The following is a 21,813-nucleotide window of genomic DNA, read 5'->3' as shown; positions in this document are numbered from 1 at the left end:
GGCAGCCGCAGGTGGCAATTTCAATCGACACTTTCTTTTAACCAATGTTGCCTAGAGTCGAGAAGAATTTTGCAGGATTTCTGCTTTCTTACGCAGGTCACCGCGGGTCTGTCCTACCAGGATGCGGGTCGGTTGCGCTAAGTAGCCGTCAATCGTACCACCAATGCTAGCGAGCCAGAAGCTCATGAACCCCCAGACACTCGCCGACCAATCCTGCTTGAATGCTAAGGTAAACGCGGCGATAATTGCGAACAAAAATAAATTAATCATCGCCGTGTGTCCTTGCCGCCCCAGCCGATTAAAGTAAGGGTACTGCCACGTCCAGAGTCCATCTACCAGTAAGAATCCTAAAATCACACCAAGCGCAATCCGAACGCCGTGAACATTATCAACGGCGGTCGTTAAGCTTAAGAGCACCATCAGGGCCATTAAAAACCAGAATGAATGAAACGCATAACGCCAATCAAATTTCATGAAGTCGCCTCACTTTTTTCAGCCACATTTGGCTTTGTTGGACACGAATTCTAGCACGCACCAGCTTAAATAAAAATAACGCCACCTCCCATAGTTAGGAAAGTAGCGCTACCAACGTGATACCCTCGCGACCGTTAATTTTTGCTAAAGCCGCTTTGGTCAGGCTTTTTTCAAATAAGATTGTCGCTGACCACGTTTCATTTTTACCAGTAATTCGTTAAATTTGATTTTTCCGAAACGCCACGATCATGCTGAGAAACGCGCATGTTCCGGCAACAACCAGGAATAATAGGGCCCACTGAGAACCCGTCGCCGTTTTAAGCATGGTGCTCCCGACGCTCCCAGCCTGACTGGCCGCAATGATGGCTGACACAATGGCGGTTCCCATGGCGCCCGCAAATTGTTGCATGGCGTTCATCAGGGCATTTCCATCCGCTCTCAAAGCGTTTGGGAGCTGTTTTAAGCCATCCGTCATGATATTCCCAAATGATGACCCGATGCCGACCATATAGCCCACGTAGAGGCCCAGAATGGCCCAGGCAGACATACCACGCGCAAAGCCCGTCATGGCAACTAACATCAGGACTACCAAACCTAAACCAAGGAGAATTGGCCGCTTGGCCCCAAACCGGTCGAGAATGTTTCCGCCAATTGGGGAGAACGCGGCACCAATCACCGCCCCCGGAAGGACCACCAGCCCCGCGACGAAGGCGGATTGCTGGTCGACCAACTGGAGATAATTTGGCAAGACGAACGACAATCCTAACGCGGTGATTTGGAGCAGGAAAAACGCCAGTAAATGCCAGGCGAAAGCGGTATTTGCCACGGCCTCTAGTTGAATCAAGGGATGAGCACTGCGGCGCGTCCGACGGATAAAGTAGACCAGACCGAGGAGTCCCAACAACAGTGACCCACCGACTGACCAGCTGAGAAACGGTTGATCACTCAGTGAACTGAAGCCAAAGATTAAGCCACTAAAGGTCACCACCACACCCAGCATACTCAAAAAATCGAAGCGTTCCGGGCGCGTTTCAGAGACCTGCTTAATCGTCTTGATGCCGACAAAGAATGACACAATTAGGAACGGCAGTAGAATCCAGAAAATGTAGCGCCAATTCAGGTTCGTCACCAAAATGCCACCATACGTCGGCCCAATCGCCGGTCCAATAGCAGTTACCAGGGTGCCGACCCCCGTCATCATGCCAATTCGGCTGAGGGGCACTTGTTCCAGGATAATGTTAAACATCAGCGGCAACGCAATCCCGGTGCCGAATCCTTGAATAGCCCGACCAATCAGTAACCAGACGAAACTATCCGCGCAGGCGTCAATCAACAGTCCCGTGATAAATAATAGGTTTGCCACCACGAAGAGTTGTTTCAGTTTGAAGCGGCGTTTCAAATACGAGGAGATTGGCACGATGCACGCCACAATCAGCAGGTACAACGTGGTCATCCACTGAACCGTTCCAGTCGTCACGTTGAACTGTTTCATCAGCGTGGGAAATGTAATGTTCATTGCGGTTTCAACGATGACGCCACTCAGCGACATCAGGCCCGTGGCCAGCACAGCGCCAACGACCCGTGGATCAATTTTTTCAGTTGTCATAAAATTACTCCTTTGTTGTTTGCCAACGGCTGACGTTCCGCAGTGCGCGCTGGAACGCCGCTGCCTCTTGGTCGGTCAAGTCAGTCACCATCTTGGCATCTTGCTGTTCCAGGTGTGTCTGAACAATCGGCACAAGCGACTGGCCTTTCGTGGTCAACTGTAGCTGACGTTTACGGCTATCACTTGACGCGACTACGCGGGTGACCAGGTCCCGTTCCACCATCCGTTTCACCAGCAAGGATGCCGTGGAACGTTGCACGTGAAATTCTCGTTCCAAGTCCACCTGGAACACGACCCGTTCCGACTGTCGACTCAAGAAGTCAATCACTGACAATTGCATGCCAGTTAACCCGTACGGCCGGGCAAAGTCGTTCATCTCAATGTTCATCTGGTGCTCGGCGTCCCGCAACCAAGCGCCTAACCGTCGTGTGGTCATGGCTATTCGCTCCTTTTGTTAGTCAGCTAACAATTTTAAGCTAGTTTTGGCTAAAGTGCAAGTGTTTCTTAAACCGGTCGACGTAAAAAGCCTGGAACAACCGCCCAGGCTCACGAAAACTATTTTAGTTAGTCATTTCTAAAGCAATCCGCAAAGTAGATAAAGCCCACAACATAACAGACATCGTGTACTGAAATTAGCGGCAACATCATCTATGCCTGCCGTCAAATTTAGGCTGGTAGGTCTCATAGACAATAGCCAATTATTCTGGACAAACATTGCCAGCCCAGCGATAACCACAGCAACGTCACGGCAAAAAGACAAGCCTAACCGGAGGAGGCCAGAGATGGAGGCAGCTGTGTCGACGGTGTTAGCTGAGATTTCTCAGCTTACAGCGTGGGACGCGTTTGAAGACTGTCGGTTTTGGACAGACTTCAAACCGAGCCGGAGGACCGCCCCACAGGCCGCAGGCGGTCCCCACAGCAGCCGGAATCTCTGGCAGCCGCAGGTGGCAATTTCCAACTCATTTAGTCCTTTTGCAGGTGATTTACCAGAAATGCCGATGCCGCAACAGCAGGGCCACGACGCCCATGATGCCCAGCATCATCACCACCGTGAAAATCCAAGAAATGGTATCATTGGCAAACGGCAATTTGACGTTCATGCCATAGAACCCCGTAATGATTGTTGGAATCGTCAAAACCAACGACCAGATAGTCAAAAATTTCATCGTGTCGTTCAGGTTATTGTTCAACACGTTGTTAAACGTATTCGAAATCCGATCGACCACGTCCGCCTCAATCGCCGTCATTTCAGATGTTTGGCGGGCTTCAATGACGGCGTCCGCCAAGTGCTCATTGTTCTTGTCGGACAACTGTTTGCCAAACGGTGTGCTGTTCAGGTTGACCACCATCATGGCGTTGTTGCGGGTAGCGCTCACGAAATAAGCCAGACTCTGTTGCAGGTTAGACAGCGCAATCAAATCCTTGTTGTCGGGCGCCTGATTCAACTGCTTGTCCAGTCGGTTTTGTTCCGCATTGATTTTCCGAATGGGTGGAATGAATTGGTCAAATAAAATGAACAGCCCAATCAACATGAACTCATTGGTATCCGAAATCTGTTGCAGCTTCATTCGCTCACTCAGGGTTTGGTTCACCCACTGTGTGCGTTGCGTTGTGATGGAAAAGACTTGATTGCCCTTTAGCAGAAACGTGACTGGCCGGGTGATGTACCGTTGGGAAATTTGATCGACCACCACCGGCACATGCAGGACAAACAATTGAGTATTCAAATACTCATCGCGGTCATAATGGGACCGTTCATTCACGTCGGTTACGTAGGTTAAAATTTCATCCGTTAGACCGTACGTTACCTGCAGGGACTCCTTGTCAGCATCGTCTTCAATCATCGCCATTACCCAGACGAGATTCTGTTCGCCGGTGCCAATCTTTCTCTCGACAATCATGGAATTTCCTCTTCTCTTCCGTCAATACGTTAAGTGTACCACGTCCGCCAGAAAAAAATGACAGAAATCCCAGTACCCGAAAAGTCCTAATATTGTGAACAAATTTTCGGAATTTCACAAGTTACACATGTTTTAACTTATGGTTAAAGAAAGAGGATTAGTCGTGTTCGACTAATCCTCTTGTTTAAAGGGTCTGTTTAGGTTACTTTTCTGATTCCTCTGGGTCATCCTTAGTGGTCAGGACACTCAACATCTTGGTGAGTTGCCCCACCGTAAATTGACTGCCACTGTCATCCAAGTCGACTTTACTCATGGTACTTGCCGCATCCTTCAACGCTTCGTGACAAGTAATTTCCAATTGCTCACCGCTCGCTGTCAATGAAAGTGGCCGTACTCGCCGGTCAGAACTTTGATAGCTTTGAACGACATAGCCCCGCCGAATCAATTGGGAAATCCCACGAGAAACTTCTGCCCGGGAAATGCCGCGACTGTCGGCCACGGTGGCTGACGTCAATTTTCCTGGATTCTCCAAGATGTGGTGTAAAATCGCATATTGATCCACTGAAATCCCCATGGTTCGTTGGAATCGGGTTGCTGCCTTTTCTAATTCTCGCTTCAACTCCATGAAAGATTCAAAGAAACTCTCCGCATGAACGACCTTACTCTTCATAGTATTATCATATCCTTATCTTCACTTTGCTAACCGGTAAGATAGTTAACACGACTAGCAATACGAAAAATGGTTGACCCCATAGAAATATCTATATATTTAATAATAAAGAACAATTTACCGAATTGCAAGTATTACACCGCAATTTATAAAAAAGTTTACGGTATAAAAAGGGAGCCGAAGATTCAGTTGATAATTTGTCCGATTTTATTCGAATTTCCGTAAATGGTACAGACGAGCTTCCCACGGCGCAATCTGTTTTTCATCCGAATCGGCGTCAACTTCGGTGTTGGTAAAAATTAATTCACTTGTGGTTAAATCAAACTCTTGCGTGGTGGCGACCTGATTGCTCATGTTCACGACGACCAGCCAGTTGTCCCCGTTCAGGGTCCGCCGGTAGACAAACAGCTGATCATCACGCGTATCTATTAGCTCATATCGCCCTTGTTCCAGGGCTGGCACGGATTTTTTCAAGCGAATGAGCTGCTGGTAAAACGTTAAAACTGAATGTGGGTCATGACTTTCCCGTTCCACGTTGATCTGTTCCGTACCCGGCGTCATGTTAATCCACGGTTGCTGGTCAGAAAAACCACCGTACTGCTGATGGGTCCACGGCATGGGTGTTCGCGCATTGTCCCGACTCTTCATCGCCAGTTGGCGCAAAATCTGCGTCTCAGGTACCCCGGCAGCCCGCTGCTGTTGGTGATAAAGCCGACTGTCTAAGTCCCGGTAATCGCCAATCTCCGTGAAATCAGCGTTGGGTAACCCCAGTTCTTGCCCTTGATAAATGAACGGGGTGCCCTTCATTAGGAGGTACCACAGCCCCAGCGCCTTCGCGGAACGCCGTCGATAATCTTGAGCGTTGCCGTAATAGGAAACGGCACGGGGTAAATCATGATTTTCAATGAACAGCGCGTTCCAACCGACCTTTGCCAGTCCAAATTGCCAGTGGGAAAGCGTCGCCCGTAATGCTGCGACAGGTAGCTTGGGCTCGGCGCGTTCCCAGAAATGAACGTGATCGAATTCCAAGAGGAGGTTAAAGTATCCCTGTTCCGGGTCCAACCAGCGTTGTGCTGTTTCCCGGTCGATGCCGCCCGCCTCGCCAACGACCAGTAGCTTATTACGTTTGATAACGGGTTGCAGGTCAGCTAAAAAGGCATCCGTGCCCCGCACGTCCTGATAGTAATCAGTCCGCGGATGGGCTACGTTGGCAAAGTCCTGCCGCTTCTTCAAGTGAGTGACGCCATCGAGGCGGAAGCCATCCACGCCGCGGTCAGCCCACCACTGCATGGTGGCCGCCATTTCCTGGCGAACGGCGGGATTTTCCCAATTTAAATCTGGTTGGGCTTCTGCGAAAGTGTGTAAGTATGCGGCTTGTACGGTTGGTACATAGGTCCAAGCGGAGCCACCAAAGATCGATTCCCAGTTGTTGGGCGTCTGCCCGGGAGTCGTTGCCCGCCAAATATAATAGTCGTGATAGGGATTCGTCACGTCCGCCATGGCAGCCTGAAACCACGGATGCTGGACGGACGTGTGATTGAGGGCCAGATCAATGACCACTTTGATATTAGCCGCGTGAAACGCCGTGATCAATTGGTCAAAGTCCGCTAGCGTCCCGTATTTGGGATCCACGTTCCGGTAGTCCGTGACGTCATAGCCACTATCGACCTGACTGGAGGGGTAAAAAGCCGACAGCCAAACAAAGTCGATGCCGAGGGATTGTAAGTAGGAAATTTTCGTTTGGATGCCGGGCAAATCGCCCACACCGTCATGGTTACTATCTAAAAAGCTCTTGGGGTAAATTTCGTACCCGACCGCGTGTTGCCACCACTGTGCGTCAGCCATTGCTGTCTTCCTTTCGTTGCAAGCTTGCAACCGGTTGTATTGTTATATTCCGGGGATTGTATTCGCCTCCAATTGTACCAATAATTATCTAATTTGTCGGCCAATTTAGCAAACTTTATGCTTAGTGGTTATCTTTCGTCCAAACTGAACTATTGTTGGCCATAGATATTATCGTTAATAATAATCGACATAGCAGATAACTACCAGTTTATTGCTCACCGCTTTTTGCTGGAACACGACACCCGGAACGGCCTAGAGTTCCGCCTTGTTCCATGCTGATTAGGCGAAAAAAACAGCCCCACTCATCACTTGAGCGCGACTGCTACGTATCATTCATTTCGGTCAGCCTGGGAAAGTACTTCCCCAGAAGCGACCAGCCCTAGTCAATTTTCCGCTTAGGATTCAATAAATTCATGGGATCAAACAGCGTCTTGATTTGGTGTTGCAACAGGTCCACTGTTTCACCCAGTTCGGGATTGTTCCACTGATTTTTCAGCATTCCCACGGCGTGTTCGCCTGAAATGGTGCCGCCGAGTTCCAGCGTCTTCCAGAAGGTCTTGCGCAGCGCTTCAATAATCACAGCGGGCACTTCGTCTTCATCTTCGGACCACGTGAAGGTTGGGTGGACGTTACCGTCACCGGCATGTCCGGCCGTGTAAATCTTAATGCCCAATTCCTTGCCGAGGTCCTGCAGGAAGTCCATCATCGGTGCTAATTTGGAAAGTGGCATCGCCATGTCTTCCATCAGGTGATTGTTGCCAGAGAAAACGGCGGGTAACATGTCTTGCCGTAACTTCTCTAAAGCCTTTTGTTCCGCTGGATCCGTGGTGACTTTTACGTTTTGAGCGTCGTGCTGGGCAAGCAAATCATTCAGCACGCCCACGCTCTCGTCGCTACTGCCATCTAGCCGAAAGATCAGCATGGAGCCGCTGTTATCGGCATAGTGCGTGCCTTCGTACCGGTCCAGAGCCACTACGGTGTTGCCGTCCAAGGCCTCCAGCATCGTCGGGTAGACACCAGACATACGAACCGCGGTCACACCGGCGGCCAGCGCACCCATATCCTTGAAGAAGGCCACGCCCATGACGGACTTGCCCAACGGAATCGGCATTAATTTCACAGTCACTTCGTAGATGATGCCCAGCGTGCCTTCAGAGCCCACGAAGAGTTGCGTTAGATCGTAACTGAAGGCCTGTTTCAGCGTCCGGCCACCCAGCTTGACGACCCGACCATCCGCCAGTACGGCCTTCAAGCCCAGCACATTGTCTTTGGTTGCGCCAAAACGCACGGTACTCATACCACCGGCGTTGGTTGAAACGTTCCCACCGATGGATGAAAATGGCTTGGAACCGGGATCTGGCGCATAGAACAGGCCCTGTTTGCGGGCTTCCTGGTCCAAATCGCCATTGACGACGCCGGGCTGGACAACCGCCACGGAGTCTTCCTTGCTGATTTCCAAAATCTGATTCATCCGCCGCGTTGACAGGATAATTGCCCCAGCAATCCCATCGGACCCGATCACCGTGCTGCTAAAGGTGGTTTGGGGAATCACGGCAATGTGAAATTTCCGCGCTGTCCGCAAGACACCTTGAATATCATCAACACTACCAACCTCGACAAACGCCCGGGCTAAGCCTGTTTCACCACCGGTTGCATTGGGATTGAAGGACTGTTTCTTCAACGTCTTTTCATCCGTGTAAACCGTTCCGTCCTTAACTTGTTCCTGGAGATAGGTTGCCATTTCCTCATCAGAGTACGCACTAAAAACTGTCATGCTGAAGGCCTTCTTCGTTTTATTTTAATTCTGAACGGAACCGGTTCCATGCCTGATACTTTTCCGTTCAATGTCGTTTTCAGTGATCATTCTAACACGTAATTCTTAAAAGTACAGGTTTAATTACTCAGCCAGCCCTGACAGCAATTCCAGCTGTCTGCAACATAAAAACAGGCACCCACCAACGACCAGCTCGGTCATTGCGGGTGCCTGTTCCACTCTATACCAACACAGTTCTCACTGGAACGTGCTGGAACAGAGCCTTTTGCCATTCAATTAGCACCTAACTAAAGTCGGGCATAAACCGCTATATAACGCTGAATATTGGCCACACTATCGAACCCCGTCGGCTTACCATTCGCCAAATTTGGTCCATGCCCAATTACGGTAGACAAACGTCGCCAGTCCAGCGATAGTCACGGCAATGTCATATTGAAGAAACAATCATAACCGGAGGAGGACAGAGATGGAGGCAGCTGTGTCGACGACGTTAGCTGAGCGATTTTCTCAGGTTACGTCGTGGGACGCGTTTGGAGACTGTCGGTCTTGGACAGGCTTCAAACCGAGCCGGAGGACCGCCCCACAGGCCGCAGGCGGTCCCCACAGCAGCCGGAATCTCTGGCAGCCGCAGGTGGCAATTTCCAACTAACCTTGTCTGTTAGCTGGTCCGTTTTAGCTTCTTTGAGACTTTAAGCCAGCTTGGTAAACTGCTTGTTCTCCAACCGATATTGGTGGTCACACCGGGCGGCCACGTCGGGTTCATGGGTCACGATAATCACGCATTTCTGCCGGTCATGAGCAATCTTTTGGAACTGATCGATGACCTCCTTGGTATTATCCTCATCGAGGTTCCCGGTCGGTTCATCGGCCACCACTAACTGGGCGTCACAGGCCATCGTCCGAGCAATCGCGACCCGTTGTTGCTGCCCACCGGATAACTGTTGGACGTTCCGGGTGGCGAGGTCCTCGTTGATGCCCAGATCATTTAACGTGCGTAGGGCAAAATGCTTGTCGCCGGCATGTTCCGCACCGGTAATTGCCATCGCCGTGAGCAAATTGTTCAACGGTGACATGTAGGTAAACAGGTTGTACGCCTGGAACACGATTGAAACATCGCGTCGGCGGTAGTTGGTCAGCCCAATCTTTTTCAGCGACCGGTCACCCAACAGAATGTCGCCCTCCTTGGGCTTATCCAGTCCGGCAATCAGCGACAGAAACGTGGTTTTTCCCGTTCCAGAGTGACCCAGAATTGCGTAGGACTGCCCCACGTCGAACTCGAGATTAATGTCTTGGAACAGCGGTTCACTTTTATCCTGGTACCAGTAACCCAAGCCTTCCGTTTTTAACATGCGCGTTCCTCCTTAGGAAATTAAGACTTTCTTCGGCTCCAGTCGTAAAATCCCACCGGAAGCAATCATGATGGACAGGAACGTGATGGCTAAGCCAAAGCCACCCAGCTCGGCCAAATCAACGGCACTGACGCTAATGTCCAGGTCGGTATCGGCCGCCTTGGCGCTAGTCGTGGTGCTCGTTGACCCTGGGCCACCCGCACCGCCACCGTTACCACCAGGTTGACCGCCGCCACTACCACCACCGGGTTGACCGGAGCTGGTTGACGTGGTCTGCGTGGTCGTCGTACTTTGAGAAACCAGCTGAGAACCCAGTTGGTCGCCGACAAATTTACCACCGGCACCCGCAATCGCCACGGCAATCACGATCACCATCAACATTTCAGTAAAGAATTGGGCCACAATCTTCCAGCGCGCCTCACCTAGGGACAGGAGCACGCCAATTTCAAAGCGGCGTTCCCGAATCATTAAGATGACGATCAGGGCGAGGATAATCGTGCCGGCAATCGCAACCAGCCAAACAATCTTGTTGGCAAAGCCCTCCACGTTGTCCATGGATGCCTTAACCGTCTGGTAGCTGGAGTCATCGGTGCTCAGGGAATATTTGCTAGAATTGATCAGCTTCTTACCGGCCGTCTTGACGCTGCTGACCTTGGCAGGATTGCTGATGTTAAACGTCACGGAGTCTGCTGTTCCAGCATACGTGCTGCCCTTAAAGGTGTTGGCCAGGGTGTACGAGGTGTACATCGTGTTCGACGGATCCGTACTCATGGGACTCGTGCTACTGGAACTGGTGGAACTAGCCTTGTAAATCCCAACAATCTTCATTTTGACCTTGGCCTTATCACCAGCGGTCTCCTTCACGGTAATCGTATCGCCGACGGTCAGATTGTTTTGGCTCGCCAGGTCCTTTTCGATGACCACGTGATTGGTGTTTTTGTCAGCCGTGGTAATCCCGCGGCCCTTGGTAATCTTACTTTGGTTACTGCTAAAGTCAGTCGCTAAACTGGTGGCGGTCACCCCATCAATTTGGGTATCGCCCGAACTCGTCGACGACTTCATGCCACCGGGACCGCCGCCATTACTGCTACCCATCCCCGTGCTGGTCGAAACCACATCGTAGGATTTGGCATTCACGGTGGTGCTACTGGTGACGTTGGTACTCTTGACGTTGCTTAACTTAGAAATCTTAGTGGCATCGCTCAGTTTCACCGGCGTCAACGTCATTTTCGGTCGACTTGATTTACTCGTGGAACTACTACTGCTGCTCTGCATCTTCTTAAACGCCGCTTGCCGGTTCGCCGACAAGGTGACGGTCGCGCCAACGTCCGCCTTCGCTTGGTCGGTCGCCTTAACCGCCGCACTGCGAATCAGTAAACCTGCTAACACGAACATTAAGATGGCGGACGAAACCAGGATCAGTAAAACTGACCGGCCCTTCTTCGCCCACACGTTTAACCAGGCCCGTTTGAAAAAATTCATTCAGGGTCGCCTCCATTTCATATCATGCTAACGAGTATGGCAAAGGGGGCTTTGCGGAAGCTTAAAGTTGGGCGGTTCCCCAAACTAACTGTGAAACACCGGCAAAATAAAAACGGCGTTAACCGTAATGGTCACGCCGTTTAGCACCTATTTCGCTGGAAATAGCCAGGTTAATAAAACGTTAAGGCTCGAGCTCGTCCGGTGGTAAAACGTCCGGATACAGCGCGGAATACTCTTGATACCATTGGAACACCGTCGTTGCTAACACTTTGAGGACGGCAAACCCTGGAACACCAAAGATCACGCCGATCAGGCCGAACATTTTTCCTCCAGCTAGCAGGACAAACACAATGGTAATTGGGTGCATCGCCAGGCTGTTCCCCATGATGAGTGGCGACAGGACCTGCGTTTCCAACACCCACTCAATCAGGTAGACGATGACGACCCCAATCAACATGGAGGGGCTCGTCACCACCCCGATGATCAGCGCCGGAATCAGCGCGATGGCCGACCCGAAATACGGAATCAAATTCAGTGGCCCGGCTAACAACCCAATCAAAAGCGCGTAACGCAGCCCGATGATCGAATACCCAGTCGTGAAAATAATCAACACACACAAGGCAACGGTCAGCTGCCCCCGAACATAGGAACTGACCTTGACGTTCATCTGATCGAGCATCGTGATAAACCGGGCTCGGTACGCTGTTGGTACCACTTGACTAATGTAATGGGGAAAGCGCGAGCCATCCTTCAACATGAAGAACAGAACCAGCGGCGCCGTGATAATCGTAATGATCCAGTCACTGACCGTGGTCACCACGTTCCCTAGCGAACTCAACGTACCGGTCAGCAGGTTCAGCCCCCGTTTGGAAAAGTAGGTCGACACGCGGTCGTTGATGTCCGCCAGGTTGCTGTTGGACAGCCAGTGGTGCTCCTGGTTCAGGTGATTGATGTTGTGCAGCATGTCATTGGCAAACTGCGGCAAGGCGCCAATGATGCCGGACGTTTGCTTGGTGAGAAATGGAATTAAATTGAGAAAAATGATCACAATGATGCCGACCGTCAGGAGAATCGCCACCGCAATCGCCAGCACCGATTGTAAGTGAAACCGCCGTTCCATGAAATGGACGAACGGATCCAGGACGTAAAACAGAATCCCCGCCACCACGATGGCTGGCATGGTAATCCCGATGAATTTCCAAACTGGTGTGAGGATCCAGGCATTTTGCATGAGTTCGTTCAAGACCAGCAGTAAGAGAAAAATATTTAAGAGCAAAATCGTAATATGATTATTTAAAAATCGTTGGTAGAACCAGGAGATTCCTGATTCAGGCTGACGCAAGTTCTTCAATGCGACCCCTCCCGTTAATAGGCATAGCTCTAGTTTAAGGCTCACGAACGCCGGTGACTAGCTATTTTTCGCGGAAAGCCAAAATAATTTGTGTTATGTTTGCGCTTGCCGCCTCCGCTGGGCAGACACACCGCCTATGGGGACCGCTTCCGGCCTGAGAAACGGTCCTCCAGCTCGGCTTGAAACCTCGCTACGGTACGCGAGTTTCCAAGCACGTCCCGTGCTGTAAGGCCGGGAACAGCCCACCCGGTCTAACACCACCGACACAGGACGGTGAATCTGCCCAGCTCCGGCTATCGCTCACCATAGTTAAATTATTTACGGTGGCCTTCCCGGAAAAGCTAGTCAGCCGGCATTCTTCGTAGGGTTTTGTGATTTTGTGAGACGAAAATGGTGACTCACCAGTTTTGAGCTGGTGAATCACCATTTGATAGTCTATATTTTTTTGGACGACAATGCGCTGAGAGACCTACCCGTTCAGAACACAGCCACAGTTCAGTCGCTCAAAACGCAACCACCCTGTCGCTGGTCACAACCATGTCAGCCGATAGGGCGGAGAAAATAGGCTCAGCCGTGGGATTTTCTGAGTGCTTTCCTCAGAAAATAGCGTCTTTGAGACGCGCCTTTCGGCTCAAAGCGAGGTTAGAGACCGCCCTTCGGCTCTGACCGTCCGCCCACAGCGTTCCGGCCTATTTTCTCCGCCCGGCAAGGCGCCAGCTCACATATCATTACAACCACATGGCCATCCCACACTCTGTTAAATACATAGCCACAGTTCTGTCGGCCAATGCCAGCGACAACGTGATTGGTTCGGACCGTGTCAGCCGTGTGCGTGTTAAAAATAGGCTCAGCCATGGGATTTTCTGAGTGTTCTCCTCAGAAAATGGCGTCTTTGAGACGTGATTTTCGGCTCAAAGCGAGGTTAGAGACCGCTCTTCGGCTCTGACCGTCCGCCCATAGCGTTCCGGCCTATTTTTAACACGTGCTAAGGCGCTGCAAAGGACCAACCAAGCACTAGTTATCAGCGTTTTGGGCGACCTTGACTGTGGCGTCGGCGGTGGTGCCGCTGACTTGGTACACCTGCTTCCCCTCCTGCCAAGTCACCGAGTTCGTCTCGTCACTATCCGCCTGACTGTAAACAGTAATCGCGCCAGTATCCGCGCTACTTGGCAGACCAGATTTGGTAATTTGACTGTTGACCTGCTTGGCAAATTGGGTCGGGGTCCCACTCGCGTCGGCGTTACTGGTAACGGCGGTGACGGACCAATCACCCTTGTTCCAGTGGACGTAAGTGTGCCCCATGGTGCCTTGAATCACGGCGGTCGTCCCGTTGTTTAAGTTAACCGTGGTCCCTTGGGTGTTGCTGCCCACGTAATCGACCTGGCTGGCCGCCGTATTGGTACTGCCGTACGTGGTCTTCTGGTAGGTTGCTGACTGGTCGCCACTGGCCTTGTATTTCACCTTGTAATTACTCTTGGTCCCACTGGCACTGTCGGCGGTGAGCTTGGTCCCATCCGCGGTCGCCGTGGTTGGCGCGGTCGTCTGACTGACGGAGCTGACGTCATTGGCCGCGTGAATTTCTAACGCCGTGCCAGAGCCCAAAGCAAGTAAGGCCAAGGCTGTGGTGACGGTCGTAATGATTTTCGTTTTACGTTGCATATCTATTCAACTTCTTTCGGTTATTTTTCCGTAACGTAGCTAGCCAGTGCCGTCACGTATTTACCATTGCTCAACACGAAGTAACGGGAACCAGACGACCGTTTCTTAATCCCAGTGACCTTCAGCGTGGTACCCTTGCTAACGGCCGTTGACCGACTAGACTTGGCAAACGAGGATTTCGAATATTCATACAACTTCTTGGTCGTCTTGACGCTGGTGCTCGATCCCAATGATTCGTAGTAGGCATGGTCTGAATACTGGGTGTTCCCGGAAATGTAACCCAGTTTCGTTTTAATCCGGTACGATTGGCCACTGGATGCCTTGACCACTTTACCGGCAACGGTATCGCCAGCAACGTAGTAACTGCCCTTTTTAGTCTTTAAGTTCACATCCGAATAAATATACAATTTGTGTTTCAAGTTAAAGGACCCATGTTGACCGACCCAATACCCCGTCGCATCCTGTGACAGCACCCATTTGCCCAACGAACTGATGTAGAGCGCCTGTTTCGACTTGTCACTCGTCACGCTCTTCACCTTAGAAATGCTGTAAAACTTCTGCCGGTCCGCAGCGGCAATTGCCGACCCATCGGTATAGGTGGTTGCCCCCTTATGTAGGTAGATGTGTTGGCCAGCCTTGTACCCGCTGTAGGCATAGCTGGTCGCTGCCGTGCTGGTTGACGTCGATGCAGTCGTCGAACTCGTGGTGTCAGTGGAACTCGTGGAACTAGAACTCGTGGCACTGGTGCTCGTCGACGTGTCAGCCAACGCCGTGGTCACGCCATCCGTCCACCAGGTAATGGGGTGAACGGTCGTTACGGCCTTACTGTTGTCCGTGTATTCGCCCAGCGCGGACAGGTAATTGTTATCCGTGTACTGCCAGAGTGCGTATGAAATCGTCGGCGTCGATGAATAGTTAGCGATCCACTGGGCATCGAAGCTCTGGCGGGCCGTATTGGCATAGCTCGTCGCAAACGATTGGTAAGAGTAGAAGACTAACTTCTTGTTGGTCAACGCACTCATTTCGTCGTACCACGCCTTGACGGCCGCGTTGGTGGTCCCTGAAGTGACATCGTTTTCTTCAAAATCTAAGACGTAAAATTTAGCGCTCTTGTTCGACCGGTCGTAGAAATCCTTGGCCTCAGTCTTGGCGCTGGCGGCACTGGTAAACCGGGCGTAATCGTACTCACCAAACGGAATCCCGTATTTCACGTACAACGCCGTGTTGTTGGTGGCATAAAGATCGGTATACGACGACCCGTACTGCCGCCGGTTGATCACAAAGGACACCTGACTCTTTAAATTAGCGACCTGACTGGCGGTTAACTTCCCTTGCCACTCAGAAATATCTGGAATCGCTAAGGTACTGGCGTGGGCAACGGTTTGACTGCCAGCAACCGCGATACAGGCGAGTGCGCTCGCCGCAACGATTGTTCGCGCCAACCGCTTCGTCCATGACTGTTTACTCGACATATTTTTGGCACTTCCCTATCTAAATTTGGTCTCCCCGACTCTCTGGTCGTCCCGCAAATCTCCCCGGGACGTTGACTCCTCCGTAATTGTGGCACCACCTCGTTTCGCAATCTTGCTTAACCATAGGCTTTTAAAATGTGCATTCCGTAACAGGGTGATTGCAGTTCAGTTACCACGTTTTACAATTATATTTATTACAGGAACGCCGTTAAATCAACGATAGTCGTGACCATCCGCCAGCAGAACGGTTAGGCTGGCGAAACAACCAAATAGACGATTTGCCCTGGAAAAGGACTAAGTTGCTTGCCACCAGACACGAAGAACGCGGGATTCAGCTATGGCCTGGTCACCATTAACGGATTGTTCACGTTTAATTACAATTATATTTATTAATTGACCTTATCAACGTGAAAGTAATTCGATATACGAATATTTATATTTTGTTCCCGTTGATTGTTCAGAGAAATTCACGTATGATGGGGGTACGCAAAAATACAACTAGGAGGCTCCCGTATGCGCCGTGCATTGTTAAGTGTTTCTGATAAGACTGGTTTAGTTGAATTCGCCAAAATGTTGCTTGCTCAAGACTTTGAAATCGTTTCGACTGGTGGGACCCAGGCTGTGTTGGCTCAAGCTGGCTTGCCGGTCACCCCGATTGAAGCAGTAACCCATTTTCCAGAAATGTTAGACGGCCGGGTCAAGACACTGAATCCCTTAGTTTTCGGGGGAATCTTGGCTAAACGCGACAATCCTGAACATCAACAAACGTTGGTGGAACACGACATTAAGCCAATTGACTTGGTTTGTGTCAACCTCTACCCATTTGCGGCAACCATTGCCCAACCAGACGTCACGCTAGCCGCTGCCGTCGAACAGATCGATATCGGTGGGCCTTCTTTAATTCGGGCCGCTGCCAAGAACTACGCGGACGTTCTGGTCGTCTGTGATCCCGCCGATTATGATCAGGTCGGGCACGCGCTCGCCGAAAAGACTGACGACTTACGACTCCGTAAGCACCTGGCGGCAAAGGTTTTCCACCACACCGCCCACTACGATGCCCTGATTGCCAACTACTTAACTGATGAAGCGAAGCCTGAGACGTTAACGTTGACCTACCAACGTAAACAGGCGTTGCGTTACGGGGAAAATCCGCAACAAACCGCCACCTTTTACGAAGACTGCGAACCGACGCCGTACTCAATTGCGGCCGCCAATCAACTCCACGGTAAGCCCTTGTCCTTCAACAACATCAAGGATGCCGACGCGGCATTGGGCCTCATTCGCGAGTTCGATGACCCTACCGTCGTGGCCCTCAAGCACATGAATCCCTGTGGCATTGGCTCCGCCATTGACCTCTCGACAGCTTGGGATAAGTGCTACGAAGCCGATTCGATGTCGATCTTTGGTGGCATCATCGTCCTCAACCGCCCCGTTGATCTGGCAACGGCAACCAAGATGCACAAGCTCTTCTTGGAAATCATCATCGCCCCCGCTTTTGAAGACGATGCTTACGACGTGCTGGCTAAGAAAAAGAACCTGCGCCTTTTGACGGTTGATTTCAGCACGGCCAAGGCGCCCGAAGCTGATGAACTGGTCAGTGTTCGCGGCGGTCTTCTCCGTCAGGAACGTGACAACGTCTTTGATGACCCCGCTAATTTTCAAGTAGTCAGCCACGCCCAACCCAATGCCGATCAACTGGCAGGCATTATCTTCGGGTTAAAGGCCATCAAATTCGTCAAGAGTAACGCGATTCTCATCAATACGTCCGACCAAACACTGGGGGTTGGCCCCGGCCAAATGAACCGTATCGACGCAGTTAAAATTGCCGTGGGCAAGGCAGAGGTCAAGCCTAACTATGACCAAGCCGTCTTAGTCTCCGATGCCTTCTTCCCCATGGCCGACTGTGTCGAATACGCCGCCCAGCACGGCATCACCGTCATTGCCGAACCAGGTGGCAGTATTCGTGATCAAGAATCCATCGACATGGCGAACAAGTTCGGGATTGCTTTGGTATTTACCGGTAACCGTCACTTCCGCCACTAAATTGACGCCACAAGAAAAGGCCGTCGCAGAACCAGTAAAGGTTATGCAGCGGTCTTTTTATGGCCAAAAATAGCCATTCTATTGAATCTTCAAGTCATGCTCGACAGGCCAAAGATTATTGTGCAGACATCCCACCGTCAACGACAAATTCGGAGCCAGTCGAATAACTGGCGTCGTCTGAGGCAACAAAGAGAACCAGCTTAGCCACTTCTTCTGGCTTCGCAATCCGCCGTAGTGGAATCGCCTTAGCAAACTGCTTAACGATTTCTGCCGATCCCGCTTGCGAAATCATCGGTGTTTCAATCACACCAGGGTGGACCGAATTAACCCGGACGCCAGATGGCGCCAATTCTACGGCAGCGGCCTTGGTCATCCCCCGGACGGCAAACTTCGTATCGGTATACCCTACGGCACCACCAACCAGGCCATTCAGAGACGAAATGTTCACGATGGAGCCAGAATGTTGTGCGACCATTTCCTTGGCGACCGCCTGCAAGCCTAGGAAGGTTCCCAGTTGATTAATCTGGAAAATCTTCAGGTAGTCGTCTTCAGTGATCTCTTGTAACCGCTTGGCATACGAAATCCCAGCGTTGTTCACCAAAATATCAATGTGGCCGAATTTCTCTTTGGTCGTCTGAACCACCTGAGCCCAGTCAGCAGAGCTGGCCACGTTATGCTTGATGAACAGAGCGTGATCGCCCAGAGACTTGGCGAGCGCTTCACCCTCATCAACCTTGATGTCGGTGATGACGACTTGTGCCCCTTCGCTAACAAACAGTTTCGCGTGAGCAGCCCCCATTCCTTGTGCAGCACCGGTAATGATTGCAACTTTTCCATCCAATTTTCCCATAATCGGTAAACCTCCGTTTTGTTATTTTATGTACAAGACCAATTATAGCGATTTTAATTATCGCGCGCTAACTAAATGCGTCAAGAAAAGTTAATCTCCCTTAAAAATTACTAAAATATGAGCGCTCTGGTTATCTAAAACGCCAGGATGTTTTATGATGAAGAAGCGTAGGGGATTACGCTTTTATATCTTTGGGGAGACGATTTATATGAAGCTGACACACTTACCACGGTTGACCATTGTGGTCCCGTGCAACAACGAAGAACCTGTATTACCAACTAGTGCACCGATTCTGGAAAACATTTTAACCGATCTCATTCAGAAAAAGGCCGTTGCCGCTGACAGTAAAATTTTATTCGTTGACGACGGGAGTAAGGACCGGACCTGGCTGATAATTGATCAACTGACACAACAGAATCCGCTATTCACCGGTCTGAAATTCAGTCGGAACTATGGCCAAGAAGCCGCCTTAATGGGGGGCATGCAGACGGCTGGCGCTCACTCAGACTTCGTCATTACGATTGACGCTGACTTACAAGACGACCCGACACTGATTCCTGGCATGGTCGAACAAGCCAATGCTGGTTACGACGTCGTTTACGGCGTACGGAACGACCGTTCAACCGATTCCTGGTTCAAGCGGACGACCGCAGAGGGCTTCTACTGGTTCATGGGAAAACTCGGCGTCGACTTGGTGCCAAACCATTCCGACTTCCGATTGCTCACGAAGCCCGTCGTTGATGCCCTCATGACCTGCAAGGAAAGCAACCCATTTATTCGGGGTATCATCCCCCAATTGGGCTTTCCTTCAACGAAACTCTACTACAAGCGTCAGCCACGACAGGCCGGCGTCTCTAAATATCCTTTACGGAAAATGTTGCGCTTTGCCCTCAATGGCGTGCTGTCATTTTCAGTGGCACCCATCCGGGCCGTGCTGTACGCCGGACTCGTCATCTGCACCGGCGCGTTTGCCATGTTGCTCTGGATTCTCGTGCAGCATCTACGTGGCACCGTCGTGACCGGCTGGAGTTCTATCATGGCTTCCCTCTGGTTCTTAGGTGGCTTCCAACTGGTTGCTATCAGTATCATTGGGGAATACGTAGGTCGGACCTTCACCGAGGTTAAGCACCGCCCACGCTTCATTATTCAAACGGATACCTACTCACCTAGCTTTGCGATTGGCAAGACCGTTAACCGCCAGCCGGTATCCGTTACCCTGCATCTCAACCATCAATCCGTCCACTCAGGAGGCCGCTCATGAAACTTCGACACGTTATCACCGTCACGTTAGGTGGCCTTATTAGCTTGGTGCTTTTCTTCACCTTTTTACTCGCCTTGCGTCCGGTGACGATCCGTGTCGATCACGATTGGTTAAAGCCCCTAGCTTTACTCATGGCCAGTGCCCTCTATCTCGGCGGGGTCGGCCTGCTCTTCCGGTACTTCCACCGTATCAAACCCCAGACTAGTCGCTGGGTCAGTTGGAGCCTTTGGGGGCTCTTTCTCCTCATTCAGTTGTGGGTCGCAACTGCTTGGGTAGCGGCACCACGGGCTGACCTGTACTTTGTGCATCAACAGGCCTTAGACCTGATTCACGGCAGTCAGCACTGGAACGCCTACTTCTATACCTACCCCAACAACGTGAGTTTTACGCTCTTGCTCAGTGCTGTCATGCGGGTGGGTCACCTGTTTACAGGCTCCTACAACAGTGGTGTCTGGTTGAACCTGGTGCAATTTGCCTGGCTGGACCTAGGTTTAGTCGCCATTTGGCAACAGCTTCACCACAAGAACCCGGCCCGGGCAAATCTCTTCATGGTGATTATCATGACCACGATTCCCCTCTACACCTACGCCTTGAACACCTACAGTGATACCTACGTCCTACCATTAGCCCTACTAGCCATTGCGGCCTTTCGCTACCTACAGCGGGCAACCAGCTGGCAACAAATCACGTGGCGCAGTCTTTTACTCAGTCTGTTGTTGGTTGCGGCTTACCTGCTTAAGGCCAACTTCATTGTCCTCTTGATTGCGGCCGTACTGACCATTTGGATTCGACCCAATCACGCGCCACACCAAAGTTTCACCCGTTGTCTCTTCACGCTGGTCTTACTGGCCACGCTGGTAGTTGGTGGCGGGCTTTCCCGCAAAACACAACAGGCCAACGGCTATACCATTAATCAAAATGACTCACTGCCGGCAACCAGCTGGATCTCCATGAGTTGGAATCCGGCGACCTATGGCCAATACAATCCAACCGACGTTGCCAATATCCGCCTGCAACCAACCAAGGCGGCCAAACAGGCTGTGGCCAAGCAAACGCTCACGCAACGGCTTCAGTCGATGGGGCCCGTAGGCATTCTGACCCATCTGTACCGCAAAGCCCGGCTCTTCTTAGCCAGTGGAACCTTTGATGCCTTTCAGGTCAATTCTGCCTTTGATCGTGCTCCCAACTGGTACCGACAACACCGGGCAACGACCGATTGGTTCCTGGCCAATTGGTGCCAAGTGAGCTACCTAGCCTTGATTCTGGTCAACCTTGGTTGGGGCATTCAACAGATCCGCCGTCACCACCTGACTTCGGCTTACTTGCTGGGTGGCTTGTTCTTTATCGGTCTCACTTGTTTTCACGTCATCTTCTGGGAATCCGAGGAACGTTACGCCCTGCCCTTGCTGTTTCTCTTAATCATGGGAACCGCGGCGGGCTACCGACAACCGTTAAATATTCTCCGCTATTCCCAACGTTCAAGCTGGTTACCGCTGGGAATGGCCGCAGCCTTTACAGTTCTCCTAGCTGGTGCAGCCTGGCAGAACAGCAATCTGATGGTGCATTCCAACAGTGAGCCCGTCAGTGTTGTCAGTCAAAATGAGGGCCGTTATTTCCAGGGCCACCGCTTGAGCATCGCCACGAAGAAATCCTTAACGCAACCCTTCTCGGCGCCGTTGCCCTTTAACGTTATTCGCGTCAGCAATGGGCAAAAGCTAACTGGGCATTTAACGCTGAAAAATAGTCAGGGCAAAATCGTCTGGCGCTCCCGGGGCCAACAGATTCACATGAACCAAACCGTTCCGCTTCAGTCCGCAGGCGCCTATACGCTGACCATTACCAATCAAGGTCGCCGACCAATCAGGGTCTTAACGGCCCCAGCTACCTACCCGTTATTACCTAAAGCCATCCAGCATCACCCGAACCAGTACTTGCGTTTCAACGTTCAACAAACTAGCGTGGCGCCGGTATTATCAAACGGCAAATTCTGGCTACTCTTCGGTGCTATGTGGCTAAGCGGGCTCCTGGTCATCGACCGTTTCTATTGGTATCGCCGACGAATTTAACTTTTTTCTG

At 51.3% G+C, this 21,813-nt stretch carries 16 protein-coding genes; 3 read left to right on the top strand and 13 right to left on the bottom strand.

Features of this window, described 5'->3' with window-relative positions; all coding sequences use genetic code 11:
* Positions 1-51: 51 nt before the first annotated feature.
* The 12 genes from EKM99_RS01725 to EKM99_RS01670 all read right to left on the bottom strand — a co-directional run bounded on the left by EKM99_RS01725 (position 52) and on the right by EKM99_RS01670 (position 15,583).
* A complete protein-coding gene (locus tag EKM99_RS01725) occupies positions 52-474 on the bottom strand; it encodes a hypothetical protein (protein ID WP_125580311.1) in 423 nt (140 codons plus the stop codon).
* 217 nt (positions 475-691) lie between these two features.
* Positions 692-2,080 (bottom strand): DHA2 family efflux MFS transporter permease subunit, encoded by a 1,389-nt coding sequence (locus EKM99_RS01720; RefSeq protein WP_125580309.1) that lies wholly within the window; start codon positions 2,078-2,080, stop codon positions 692-694.
* Positions 2,081-2,084: 4 nt separating this feature from the next.
* The gene (locus tag EKM99_RS01715) at positions 2,085-2,516 is read right to left on the bottom strand and encodes a MarR family winged helix-turn-helix transcriptional regulator (protein WP_125580306.1); all 432 of its coding nucleotides are present in this window, start codon (positions 2,514-2,516) and stop codon (positions 2,085-2,087) included.
* A gap of 547 nt (positions 2,517-3,063) precedes the next feature.
* Entirely contained in the window at positions 3,064-3,981 is a 918-nt protein-coding gene (locus EKM99_RS01710; RefSeq protein ID WP_125580304.1) for a magnesium transporter CorA family protein, read from the bottom strand.
* A 202-nt stretch (positions 3,982-4,183) separates the two neighbouring features.
* Positions 4,184-4,651 (bottom strand): MarR family winged helix-turn-helix transcriptional regulator, encoded by a 468-nt coding sequence (locus tag EKM99_RS01705; RefSeq protein WP_225419749.1) that lies wholly within the window; start codon positions 4,649-4,651, stop codon positions 4,184-4,186.
* 207 nt (positions 4,652-4,858) lie between these two features.
* Positions 4,859-6,496: an alpha-glucosidase gene (locus EKM99_RS01700; protein WP_125580302.1), complete on the bottom strand. Its 1,638-nt coding sequence runs from the start codon at positions 6,494-6,496 to the stop codon at positions 4,859-4,861.
* 379 nt (positions 6,497-6,875) lie between these two features.
* Entirely contained in the window at positions 6,876-8,270 is a 1,395-nt protein-coding gene (locus EKM99_RS01695; protein WP_125580300.1) for an FAD-binding oxidoreductase, read from the bottom strand.
* 689 nt (positions 8,271-8,959) lie between these two features.
* Positions 8,960-9,619, bottom strand: a complete 660-nt coding sequence (locus EKM99_RS01690; RefSeq protein WP_125580298.1) for an ABC transporter ATP-binding protein — start codon at positions 9,617-9,619, stop codon at positions 8,960-8,962.
* A 12-nt stretch (positions 9,620-9,631) separates the two neighbouring features.
* Positions 9,632-11,101 (bottom strand): ABC transporter permease, encoded by a 1,470-nt coding sequence (locus tag EKM99_RS01685; RefSeq protein ID WP_125580296.1) that lies wholly within the window; start codon positions 11,099-11,101, stop codon positions 9,632-9,634.
* A gap of 181 nt (positions 11,102-11,282) precedes the next feature.
* The gene (locus EKM99_RS01680; protein WP_125580294.1) at positions 11,283-12,452 is read right to left on the bottom strand and encodes an AI-2E family transporter; all 1,170 of its coding nucleotides are present in this window, start codon (positions 12,450-12,452) and stop codon (positions 11,283-11,285) included.
* A 1,014-nt stretch (positions 12,453-13,466) separates the two neighbouring features.
* Positions 13,467-14,111 (bottom strand): hypothetical protein, encoded by a 645-nt coding sequence (locus tag EKM99_RS01675; RefSeq protein WP_125580292.1) that lies wholly within the window; start codon positions 14,109-14,111, stop codon positions 13,467-13,469.
* Between the two features lie 20 nt (positions 14,112-14,131).
* A complete protein-coding gene (locus EKM99_RS01670) occupies positions 14,132-15,583 on the bottom strand; it encodes a GH25 family lysozyme (RefSeq protein WP_125580290.1) in 1,452 nt (483 codons plus the stop codon).
* A 513-nt stretch (positions 15,584-16,096) separates the two neighbouring features.
* Here EKM99_RS01670 and purH point away from each other — a divergent pair.
* On the top strand, positions 16,097-17,626 hold the full coding sequence (gene purH / locus EKM99_RS01665) for a bifunctional phosphoribosylaminoimidazolecarboxamide formyltransferase/IMP cyclohydrolase (RefSeq protein WP_125580288.1): 1,530 nt from the start codon (positions 16,097-16,099) through the stop codon (positions 17,624-17,626).
* A gap of 115 nt (positions 17,627-17,741) precedes the next feature.
* Here purH and EKM99_RS01660 read toward each other — a convergent pair whose 3' ends face one another.
* Positions 17,742-18,476 carry an SDR family NAD(P)-dependent oxidoreductase gene (locus EKM99_RS01660; RefSeq protein WP_125580286.1) on the bottom strand — a complete coding sequence of 245 codons (735 nt, stop codon included), beginning with the start codon at positions 18,474-18,476 and terminating at the stop codon, positions 17,742-17,744.
* A gap of 208 nt (positions 18,477-18,684) precedes the next feature.
* On the opposite strand from EKM99_RS01660, the gene EKM99_RS01655 reads away from it, so the two are divergent.
* Together EKM99_RS01655 and EKM99_RS01650 are read left to right on the top strand one after the other, a co-directional pair.
* Complete coding sequence (locus EKM99_RS01655) at positions 18,685-19,737, top strand: glycosyltransferase family 2 protein (protein WP_125580284.1); 1,053 nt, start codon at positions 18,685-18,687, stop codon at positions 19,735-19,737.
* A complete protein-coding gene (locus tag EKM99_RS01650) occupies positions 19,734-21,803 on the top strand; it encodes a hypothetical protein (protein WP_125580282.1) in 2,070 nt (689 codons plus the stop codon). The genes EKM99_RS01655 and EKM99_RS01650 overlap by 4 nt, the downstream gene beginning before the upstream one ends.
* Positions 21,804-21,813: the final 10 nt, after the last annotated feature.

The organism is Levilactobacillus cerevisiae (assembly GCF_003946245.1).
In the GTDB taxonomy this organism is placed as follows: Bacteria; Bacillota; Bacilli; order Lactobacillales; family Lactobacillaceae; genus Levilactobacillus; species Levilactobacillus cerevisiae.
Note: the sequence above shows the minus strand (reverse complement) of the source record. Positions and strands in the feature narration are given on the sequence as shown.

Bases quoted from the DNA above. Each gene is read 5' to 3' on its own strand.
- EKM99_RS01660 (WP_125580286.1), bottom strand. From the start codon at position 18,476: ATGGGAAAATTGGATGGAAAAGTTGCAATCATTACCGGTGCTGCACAA.
- EKM99_RS01715 (WP_125580306.1), bottom strand. From the start codon at position 2,516: ATGACCACACGACGGTTAGGCGCTTGGTTGCGGGACGCCGAGCACCAG.
- EKM99_RS01650 (WP_125580282.1), top strand. From the start codon at position 19,734: ATGAAACTTCGACACGTTATCACCGTCACGTTAGGTGGCCTTATTAGC.
- EKM99_RS01655 (WP_125580284.1), top strand. From the start codon at position 18,685: ATGAAGCTGACACACTTACCACGGTTGACCATTGTGGTCCCGTGCAAC.
- EKM99_RS01720 (WP_125580309.1), bottom strand. From the start codon at position 2,080: ATGACAACTGAAAAAATTGATCCACGGGTCGTTGGCGCTGTGCTGGCC.
- EKM99_RS01690 (WP_125580298.1), bottom strand. From the start codon at position 9,619: ATGTTAAAAACGGAAGGCTTGGGTTACTGGTACCAGGATAAAAGTGAA.
- EKM99_RS01700 (WP_125580302.1), bottom strand. From the start codon at position 6,496: ATGGCTGACGCACAGTGGTGGCAACACGCGGTCGGGTACGAAATTTAC.
- EKM99_RS01675 (WP_125580292.1), bottom strand. From the start codon at position 14,111: ATGCAACGTAAAACGAAAATCATTACGACCGTCACCACAGCCTTGGCC.
- EKM99_RS01705 (WP_225419749.1), bottom strand. From the start codon at position 4,651: ATGAAGAGTAAGGTCGTTCATGCGGAGAGTTTCTTTGAATCTTTCATG.
- EKM99_RS01710 (WP_125580304.1), bottom strand. From the start codon at position 3,981: ATGATTGTCGAGAGAAAGATTGGCACCGGCGAACAGAATCTCGTCTGG.
- EKM99_RS01670 (WP_125580290.1), bottom strand. From the start codon at position 15,583: ATGTCGAGTAAACAGTCATGGACGAAGCGGTTGGCGCGAACAATCGTT.
- EKM99_RS01725 (WP_125580311.1), bottom strand. From the start codon at position 474: ATGAAATTTGATTGGCGTTATGCGTTTCATTCATTCTGGTTTTTAATG.
- purH (WP_125580288.1), top strand. From the start codon at position 16,097: ATGCGCCGTGCATTGTTAAGTGTTTCTGATAAGACTGGTTTAGTTGAA.
- EKM99_RS01685 (WP_125580296.1), bottom strand. From the start codon at position 11,101: ATGAATTTTTTCAAACGGGCCTGGTTAAACGTGTGGGCGAAGAAGGGC.
- EKM99_RS01695 (WP_125580300.1), bottom strand. From the start codon at position 8,270: ATGACAGTTTTTAGTGCGTACTCTGATGAGGAAATGGCAACCTATCTC.